Source organism: Empedobacter sp. UBA7620 (assembly GCF_002484185.1).
GTDB lineage: Bacteria > Bacteroidota > Bacteroidia > Flavobacteriales > Weeksellaceae > Empedobacter > Empedobacter falsenii_C.
Genome location: NZ_DLJI01000019.1, coordinates 717 through 9733, shown reverse-complemented (window position 1 = coordinate 9733; position 9017 = coordinate 717). Strand labels below are relative to the sequence as shown.

The window sequence follows — 9017 nt, the reverse complement described above, 5'->3', positions numbered from 1 at the left end:
CTATTCCACCAAGAGCAAAAACTGAATTATTTATTAATCTAAAAAAGATTGCCAAATAACCTATGATTTCATTCATAAATTTTAGGCTAACTATCAATCTTATTTGAGTTTAAATAGAAGAAAAGTATCAGAATTCATCCATCAGAGGAAAATTCTAAATTTAAATATTTGTATTTTTACACACTAAATCATTCTTATGAAAATTGAACAAATTTACACCGGATGTCTTGCGCAAGGTGCTTATTATATAGAAAGCAATGGTGAAGTTGCAATTATTGATCCGTTGAGAGAAACACAATCTTATATCGATCAAGCGACAAAAGACAATGCAAAAATCAAATACATTTTCGAAACGCATTTTCATGCAGACTTCGTTTCTGGACATGTAGATTTAGCTCAAAAAACTGGTGCTACAATTATTTATGGTCCAACTGCTGAACCAAATTTTGATGCACACATCGCAACTGATGGCGAAGTTTTTTCTTTAGGAAATATAACTATTACAGCTTTACACACGCCAGGTCATACAATGGAGAGTACAACGTATTTATTGAAAGATGAAAACGGTAAAGATTATGCAATTTTTACAGGAGATACTTTATTTATTGGTGATGTTGGTCGTCCAGATTTAGCTCAAAAATTAAATACAGATTTAACGCAAGAAAAATTAGCAGGTTATTTATTTGATTCTTTACGAAACAAAATTATGCCTTTAGCTAATGATATTATCGTATATCCTGCACATGGAGCGGGTTCTGCTTGTGGAAAAAACATGAGTAAAGAAACTTTTGATTCGTTAGGACATCAAAAAGAAGTGAATTATGCTTTGAATCCTACTATGACAAAAGAGGAATTTATTACTGAATTAACTTCAGGATTAATGCCTCCTCCATTCTATTTTCCAGAAAATGTGATGATGAATAAATTGGGTGTTGAATCTTTGGATGTAGTGAAAGAACGTGCGAATAAAGCTTTATCTCCTGACGAATTTATTCAAGTTGCGGAAGATACAAATGCTTTAATTTTAGATGTTCGCGACCCGCAAACTTTCGCAGCAGGATTTATTCCAAATTCTATCAATATCGGAATTAGAGGAAATTTTGCACCATGGGTTGGTACATTAATTACAGATATCAAACAACCAATTTTGTTAATTGCAGAAATTGGTGAAGAAGAGGAAGCAGTAACACGTTTGGCTCGCGTCGGATACGACAATGTAATCGGATTTTTGAACAATGGTTTCCAAGCTTGGGTTGAAGCTGAAAAAGATTTCGATGAAATTGTTTCGGTTTCTCCAGAAGAGTTTGTAGAGTTAGTTGACGAAACTGAATTAAAAGTTTTGGACGTTCGTAAACCAGGTGAATACGAAACTTCTCACGTAGAAGGTGCAATTACAGCTCCATTAGATTTTATCAATGAATCAATGAAATTAATCGATCCAGAGGAAACCTATTTAGTACATTGTGCAGGAGGATATCGTTCGATGATTTTTACTTCAATTTTACGCGCTCGTGGTTACGAAAATTTGATTGACGTTGCTGGAGGTTTTGGTAAAATAAAAGAAGTTGAAGGTGTTAAAATTGTAGAAGGAACTTCTCCTTGTCAATCAGGAAATAATTCTTGTTCAACGAAATAAACAATTTATTTTAAATAATAACGTTATAGCCTTGGGATAATCAAGGCTTTTTTTATATTCGTCATCTAAATTCATCCAATGAAAAAATTGTTATTCATCGCCTCTCTTTTTACATGTATTACCGCTTTTGCTCAACAGAAAATACATGGAGCTGAATCATTTGCGTTAACTATTCCGAAAGATTTTCAGCGTACAGTTGGGTTAAATGATTATGCAACTATTCAGTTTGAAAGTCTTGCTCCAAAGCCAAATTCGTATGGTTTTGTGATTTTTGAACACAAAGATGAATTAAAATTAGCAGATTCTAATTTGGATATGATTGATTATACGCTAAATTCTATCGAGCCATATAAAACACAAAAAGGGTTTAATTACATCAAAAAACCTTATGTTGCTTACGAACAGGGATTCAATTATGCCTATACCGAATTTGAAACAAATGATCCCGAATCTGGACATATTTATTTCCTACAAACTGTAATCGAAACGAAAGAATTTGTCTATCAGATTTTACAATATTGCAGTTTCGAAAATCAAGAAATAATGAAAAGCGATTTTGTCAAAATTGTAAATAGCTTCAAAGTAGAATAAAACTTATAATTTTTTAAAAAAAACAATACTTTATATGAAGAAAATTTTATTGGCTTTTACGCTAATGTTATGTCTTATGAACAATACAAATGCGCAGTCAACAATAATTGGCTCTGAAACTTTCTCTGTAAATTTACCAGCTGGATATCAGCGAACAATTGGTACAAATGATTTTTCTATAGTACAATGGGAAAATAACGACAGTACAGCTTATGGTTTTATCATTACTGAAAATATTGATGAATTAAAACTAGGTAATATTTCTGATGATTTAGCTTCTTACATGGATATAACGGTTTCAAATTATTCTAGTAATCCTAAGTTTAAATCTTTAAATACAAAACAATTTAAAACAAGTAAAGGAAAAGAAACTTTTCAAAAACAAATTAGTTATTACAATGAAGAATTAGAGTCTAATGTTTATCTACAAATCAATATTTTTAAGACAAAAAATTTCATCTATCAAGTAGTCAATTTTGGTAGTGACGATTTCTTAAAAAATTCAAAAGAATATACAGATTACATTATCAATAATATCGATTTACCTCTTTAAAAATCATAAAAAAACCTTCCTATTTCGGAAGGTTTTTGTTTTTTTGTTCTATCCAAAGTGACATATATTTTGTACTTTGATGATGATGATGTTGCAAAATTTGACCAATAAAATTTAGATTTCGATGTTGGATTAAATTTGCTTCAATCGATTTAATTTTCTCTAAAAAATCAGTTTCAAATTTAGTTTTATTGTAATTTTCGTTCAGAATTTTGACTCCATTTTGTTGAGCAATTTTCCACTCTTTCTCATTATTGTAAAGCAAAACAGCTTTCTCTACAAACGCTTCAAAATCATCTTCTACAAAGCCATTCCAATCAAAATTACCTTTCATTGCTTCTGCTCCAATCGTCGTTGTAACCGAAGGCGTTCCGGTTTGAATCGCATCTACAAACTTTCCTTTTACACCAGCACCAAAATTAATCGGCGCCAACAAAACTTTGTAATTTGACATCGTTTCTTGTGCATTTTCAGCTCTATTTTTGATAAAAAATCGTTCGGAAGGATTATTTAATTGCAAAACTTTTTGCGTTGCATAAGCACCATAAATATGTAATTCAGCTTTTGGAAGTTTCTTTCTCAAAATTGGCCAAATTTCTTTTTTTAAGGTTTGAACACAATTAAAATTAGGTTCATGAATAAAATTTCCGATAAACATAAAATGTTCTCTTTCTTCAAAATTTTTCCAAGAATAGATTTTTTCTTCTGTAATTTCTTCTTCTAAAAAAGGCAAATAATACAAGATTTTTTCATCAATTTTAAATTGATTTTGTAGAATTTCTATTTCCTTTTTCGAAATTATCAATGATAAATCACAACGTAAAATTGAAGCAATTTCTCGTTTTGCTAAATCTGAAAACAATATATCTTCTGTAAATTCAATTCCTTTTTTGGTTGCTTCTTGTCGCGCATTTCGTAGAAAATGTAAATCTTCTGTATCCAAAATTTTCAACGCATTTGGACATTCTTTCGAAACGCGCCAACCATATTGTTCTTCAATCATAAAACGATCAAAAAGAACAATTTCGGGATTTAATTCTTTGACAAAATCATCAAAACTTTCATCATTTAACTGAATTTCAACTTCTTTTACACCTTTCGAAATCAAATCAAAACTATAATCAGATTTTGAAGCAGCGCACGCAAAAGTTATCTCAAACTCAGCTTTTTTGAAACAATCAATTAACTGAATCATTCGAGTTCCTGCCGCAGAAGAAGTTGGTTCTGGCCAAACTTGACCGATGATTAAAAGTTTTTTCATCCCACAAAATTACGCTTTCTGTTTGTTAATCGGAAGATTAAATATTATGCGCCCAATTGGCTTATTTTAATGTAAATTTGCAGCTAAAATTATATAAAATGTCTTATCAAACTGTTTTTGAAGAATTTTTCGAGCAAGTAAAATCAAGTATCAAAGAAGGAACTTTTGCAAAATTGACAATGGCCAAAACTATTGGAGATACTGATCTTAAAAATATTTTTGTTCGTTTACATCTTTTAGAAAATAATGAGTACAATTTTGCCTTCACTTTTCGTTATAAAACTGAAGAAGTTGAGCAATTTCATAGTGTTGACCAGACTTTTTTAATTTTGAGTTCTTACATCAAAAATCCATTTACAAACGCTTTATTATTTACAACTGAAAAAGATTTGATTTTTAAAGTGAACAAAAAAAATGCAGCAAGTTTAACGGAACAAGCACCAACTTTCAAACATGCATCGGATGTGATGTTAGAAATGATTGAAAAGAAAATCATTTAATAGACGATTTTTCACATTCAATCTTTAAACAATATAATTTCGTAAATTTGGACTTAATATTTTTCGAAAAATGCTTGGATTAAAACTTTTGACAGACCCACGTTGGGCTGATATTGCGGAAAGAAATTTAGAAGAAATTTTAACAGATCATGCGTGGTGTGAGCAAAAAGCGGCAACAAACGCGATTACAATGATTGCGTATAATTCTGAACATGACGAATTTATTCAAGAAATGTCAGATATTGCCATCGAAGAAATGCAACATTTCAAAATGGTTGTAGAAATTATCGAGCGTCGTGGATACAAATTAGGTCGCGAGCGCAAAGATGATTACGTTGGTCAGTTGATGAAATTTTGTAAAAAAGATGGTTCTCGTAATATGGCTTTTGTGGATCGTTTGTTATTTGCAGCGATGATTGAAGCCAGGAGTTGTGAACGTTTCAGAACATTATCTCAAAATATTAATGACGAAGAATTAGCAAAATTTTACTATGATTTGATGGTTTCGGAAGCAAATCACTACACAACTTTCTTAAATTTTGCTCGAAAACTTTCCACTGATGTTGATGTGGACAAACGTTGGAAAGAATGGTTGGATTTTGAAGGAAATTTGATTCAATCTTACGGAAATAAAGAAGCAATACACGGATAGAATTTAGATAAAAAAGTGAAATCAAGGTTTGATTTCACTTTTTTATTCGACATAAATCAATCGACAAGGAACGTCCAAATCTTCCGTCAAATAATAACTACAACACAAGCGATGATAACCATCTGCAATGATTAATTCGTTTGCAGATCGCACCAATAAAATTGGAGAAAGCTTTTTATTTGCTTTTATTTTTTTGAAATTCTCTTGAACATGCCTATTCTCCAAAGGAAGTAAACTCAATTTACTCGCTCTGAAAATATCTTTGGATTTTTTTATGATTGTTTCGGCTTCCGATAATTTTTGAGCAAGTGAAGCAGCTATTTCAGGCTTAAAAATTAACTCCAAATAATCTTGCGCAGCAGGAAAATCGTGGTCTTCTGGTTCATCTAACCAAATATTTTTGTCATCTGTTAGGTTTATCATTCTAATTAAAATTGATAGGTTTTTATAATTTTATCATCTAATAATTGTTTCATCAACATTTTATGTTGTTTACTTTTACCTCTAACCAACCAAGTTGTAGAAACATTTCCATCTGTAGCATGTTGCTTAGCAACCGAAAATTTTAAATCAAATTTTTTAAATAATGTTTGGCAATATTCATATTCCTCTTTCGACTTTGTGAGAATTGTATAATTTTTAATTTTATGGTAATCATCAATATAATTTTGAAGATAAGTTAATCCAACCAAAATAATCAAAACGATAACACTTCCCAATAAACCTAAATAGACATAACCCGCGCCAATACACATTCCCAACGACGCGGTCGCCCAAATAGTAGTTGCGGTCGTAATTCCTGCAACTTTATTATCGTCCTTAAAAATTACTCCGGCTCCTAAAAATCCAATTCCCGTAATAATATTTGCTGCTAATCGATCTGGGTTTCCTACTCCAATTCGGATCGAAAGAATTGTAAACAAACAAGATCCAAAACTAACTAAAATGAATGTTCTTAATCCGGCAGATTTGTTGCGATATTCTCTTTCCGTACCGATCAAAACGCCAATTATAATCGATATACAAATTAAAATCAAATCATTTTGAACCGATTTTGCTAAAAATTCTTCCATAACAGAATATATACATTAATTAAATATACAAATTTGATATTTTATTAACTATCCTACATCAATTTAAATCTAAAATTCTATACGTAAATTTGACTAAATCTAAAATAGTATGGAATTAGGAATAGGAATGTTTGGCGATCTACATATTGATTCTAAAACTGGTTATACGCAAACTCCTCAACAACGTATGAGCGAGATTATAGAAGAAGTAAAATTGATGGACGAAATTGGATTAGATTTCTTTGGAATTGGAGAGCATCATCGTCCTGATTATGCAGTTTCATCTCCAGAAATTATTTTGGCTGCTTTGTCTACAGTTACAAAAAATATTAAGTTGGGAAGTGCCGTTTCTGTCATCAGTTCTACAGATCCTGTAAAGTTATATCAAGATTTTGCAAGTGTTGACAATTTATCGAATGGTCGTGCTGAAATTATGGCTGGACGCGGTTCATTCATCGAATCTTTCCCTCTTTTCGGTTATGATTTAAACGATTACGATGCTCTTTTTGATGAAAAACTTCGTTTACTTTTAGATTTAAATAAAAACGAAGTAATCAATTGGCGCGGAAATTTTAGAATGCCAATTATTAATCAAAGTGTTTATCCAAAACCTGTGCAAGAAAAACTACCTATTTGGATTGCTGTTGGCGGAACAAAATCATCAATTGTACGTGCTGCAACATTAGGTTTACCTATTATTTTTGCGATTATTGGAGGCAATCCAGCCGATTTTAACTATCTGTTCGAAATTTATAAACAAGTTTATATCGAAAATGGTCATGATATTAAAACGATGCAAATTGGCGTTCACATGCACTCTTTTTTTGGAGAGGATAGCGAAAAAGTTGCTGAAGAATATTTTCCAATTTATGGTGCACAAATGAATAGAATTGGAGCAAGTAGAGGTTGGCCAAAATATACAAAACCACAGTTTGACTATGGACGTTCTACGAATGGACATTTGATTGTTGGAGACGCTTCTTTAGCGGTTGATCGTATTTTGAAATATCAAGAAATGTTTGGTTTAACTCGCTTTTCTGCTCATATGGATGTTGGAGCACCAAATCATTTGGATATGATGAAATCTATCGAAATTTTTGGGAAAGATATTTTACCAAAAGTTAAAGAGGCAACAAAATAAATTTTAAATATACTGACAAAAGACACGAATCGTTTTCGTGTCTTTTTTTATTTTCGTTAAAATTGAATGAATGAAGAAAATATTAGCCAGTTTTATTGTTTTAGCCAACTTCGGTGTACAGGCGCAAGAAAGTAATTTTAGGACTTGGAGTACCTTAAATATCAATCAAAAAATCAATAAAGATTTTAATTTTCAATCGGATATACAATATCGTTCGTACGAAGATTTAGATCAATTACAACAACTTTTGATTCGAGGAGGAATAGGATACAATTTAACCGAAAATAACAATACAATTTTAGCTGGTTACGCCTACATTCAAAACAGAACTCCTACTGCTACAGATGATTATGCTCATAGTCACGAACATCGTTTGTATCAACAATTTAATACAAAACATGCGTTACAACGTTTTAATTTTGCGCATCGATTTCGTGTTGAAGAACGCTTTTTAGAAAATGATACACAATTTAGATTTCGTTATCAATTGACTGCAACTGTTCCGCTAAATAATGCAAAATTAATCGAAAATACTTGGTATTTGAAAGCGTATGACGAAATTTTTTTACAAGCTGTAAAAGACAAAACGTTTGATAGAAATCGACTTGGTTTAAGCTTTGGATACGTTATTTCGCCAACTTTTAGTTTGGAAGCTGGTTATATGCTTCAAAGTCAGAAAACATCGCATACCGATCATTTCATGATTGGATTGACAGTTAATAATCTGATAAAATAGAGTCTTATCTTGGTTAGAATAATTTACACTTGATTATATGAAAGTTAAGCTAAATGGAAAAACAAAAGTAAAATGCACTATTTTTATTGATAAATCAATAACTTTATTAAAATAGCTTACTAATTACTCTATAAAATAAGACCAAGGTATATCAAATCTTCCTCGTCTTTCTGCTACTTTAAGCTTTTCTCCTTCAAAACTTGAGTAATACTTTTTATAATCTACTTTTATCTCTTTTTCTATAAATGTATTGTTCCAATCTTCAATTATTAAATAATAACTACTACCTCCTTTACTATTTTTCTTAATTTTTTTCAAAATCTGAGTTTCATAAATTTGAGGAGTAGATTGATCATACTTACAATTAATGAATATAACAGAATAAATAGAAAATACTTCAATTAATATTATGATAAAAACATTATAAACAAAATTTTTCTTGTTGTAAATCAATATTTTAAATTGATTAAAATAATAGATTATTAAGATTAATAACGCTATAACACTCGAAGGAACCCATACATTTTTATAATCTAAGACTTTGTAATCCATAGCGGTTCTAATGATTAATCCAAAACAAGATAACATAAAACCTATAGAAATTGTTGGAAGATTTGGTCTAATTTCAGGCTCAATTGAGATCAAACCTCGATAATATCTAACTAAAATGATGCAAAAAATAGGATAAACAAAAGATAAATAAATTAAAATTTCATTAAAAAACTGAAAAACTAATGTACTCAAACCGAAAATGCATCCAATAATATTAATTAATAAAGCCGTTCTTTTCAACGACTTTAAATCAGTAAATTTTTGTTCAATAATAACTAAATCTAAAAAATTCATAAAATCTAAAAATCCGCTCAATGAGCGG

Annotated in this window: 11 protein-coding genes; 7 read left to right on the top strand and 4 right to left on the bottom strand. The window is 30.5% G+C overall.

Annotation, left to right across the window (positions count from 1 at the left end):
- Positions 1-196: 196 nt before the first annotated feature.
- From B2217_RS03235 to B2217_RS03225, 3 genes are all read left to right on the top strand, one after another.
- Complete coding sequence (locus tag B2217_RS03235) at positions 197-1636, top strand: MBL fold metallo-hydrolase (RefSeq protein WP_180906232.1); 1440 nt, start codon at positions 197-199, stop codon at positions 1634-1636.
- A 78-nt stretch (positions 1637-1714) separates the two neighbouring features.
- Positions 1715-2227 carry a hypothetical protein gene (locus B2217_RS03230; protein WP_180906231.1) on the top strand — a complete coding sequence of 171 codons (513 nt, stop codon included), beginning with the start codon at positions 1715-1717 and terminating at the stop codon, positions 2225-2227.
- 34 nt (positions 2228-2261) lie between these two features.
- The gene (locus tag B2217_RS03225) at positions 2262-2780 is read left to right on the top strand and encodes a hypothetical protein (RefSeq protein WP_180906230.1); all 519 of its coding nucleotides are present in this window, start codon (positions 2262-2264) and stop codon (positions 2778-2780) included.
- 19 nt (positions 2781-2799) lie between these two features.
- Here the strand turns inward: B2217_RS03225 and B2217_RS03220 are convergent, their stop codons facing one another.
- Positions 2800-4041: a glycosyltransferase gene (locus tag B2217_RS03220; RefSeq protein ID WP_180906229.1), complete on the bottom strand. Its 1242-nt coding sequence runs from the start codon at positions 4039-4041 to the stop codon at positions 2800-2802.
- 98 nt (positions 4042-4139) lie between these two features.
- Between B2217_RS03220 and B2217_RS03215 the strand changes: the two genes are divergently transcribed.
- Positions 4140-4541: a hypothetical protein gene (locus B2217_RS03215; protein WP_180906228.1), complete on the top strand. Its 402-nt coding sequence runs from the start codon at positions 4140-4142 to the stop codon at positions 4539-4541.
- A gap of 70 nt (positions 4542-4611) precedes the next feature.
- Positions 4612-5193, top strand: coding sequence for a tRNA-(ms[2]io[6]A)-hydroxylase (locus B2217_RS03210; protein WP_115001228.1), 582 nt, complete (start codon positions 4612-4614; stop codon positions 5191-5193).
- A gap of 42 nt (positions 5194-5235) precedes the next feature.
- Here the strand turns inward: B2217_RS03210 and B2217_RS03205 are convergent, their stop codons facing one another.
- Together B2217_RS03205 and B2217_RS03200 are read right to left on the bottom strand one after the other, a co-directional pair.
- Positions 5236-5616, bottom strand: coding sequence for a hypothetical protein (locus B2217_RS03205; RefSeq protein WP_180906227.1), 381 nt, complete (start codon positions 5614-5616; stop codon positions 5236-5238).
- A 5-nt stretch (positions 5617-5621) separates the two neighbouring features.
- Complete coding sequence (locus B2217_RS03200) at positions 5622-6266, bottom strand: MgtC/SapB family protein (protein WP_180906226.1); 645 nt, start codon at positions 6264-6266, stop codon at positions 5622-5624.
- A gap of 109 nt (positions 6267-6375) precedes the next feature.
- Between B2217_RS03200 and B2217_RS03195 the strand changes: the two genes are divergently transcribed.
- Positions 6376-7407 carry an LLM class flavin-dependent oxidoreductase gene (locus B2217_RS03195; RefSeq protein WP_291122080.1) on the top strand — a complete coding sequence of 344 codons (1032 nt, stop codon included), beginning with the start codon at positions 6376-6378 and terminating at the stop codon, positions 7405-7407.
- A 70-nt stretch (positions 7408-7477) separates the two neighbouring features.
- On the top strand, positions 7478-8143 hold the full coding sequence (locus tag B2217_RS03190) for a DUF2490 domain-containing protein (RefSeq protein ID WP_291122079.1): 666 nt from the start codon (positions 7478-7480) through the stop codon (positions 8141-8143).
- 123 nt (positions 8144-8266) lie between these two features.
- Here B2217_RS03190 and B2217_RS03185 read toward each other — a convergent pair whose 3' ends face one another.
- On the bottom strand, positions 8267-8989 hold the full coding sequence (locus B2217_RS03185) for a hypothetical protein (protein WP_291122078.1): 723 nt from the start codon (positions 8987-8989) through the stop codon (positions 8267-8269).
- Positions 8990-9017: the final 28 nt, after the last annotated feature.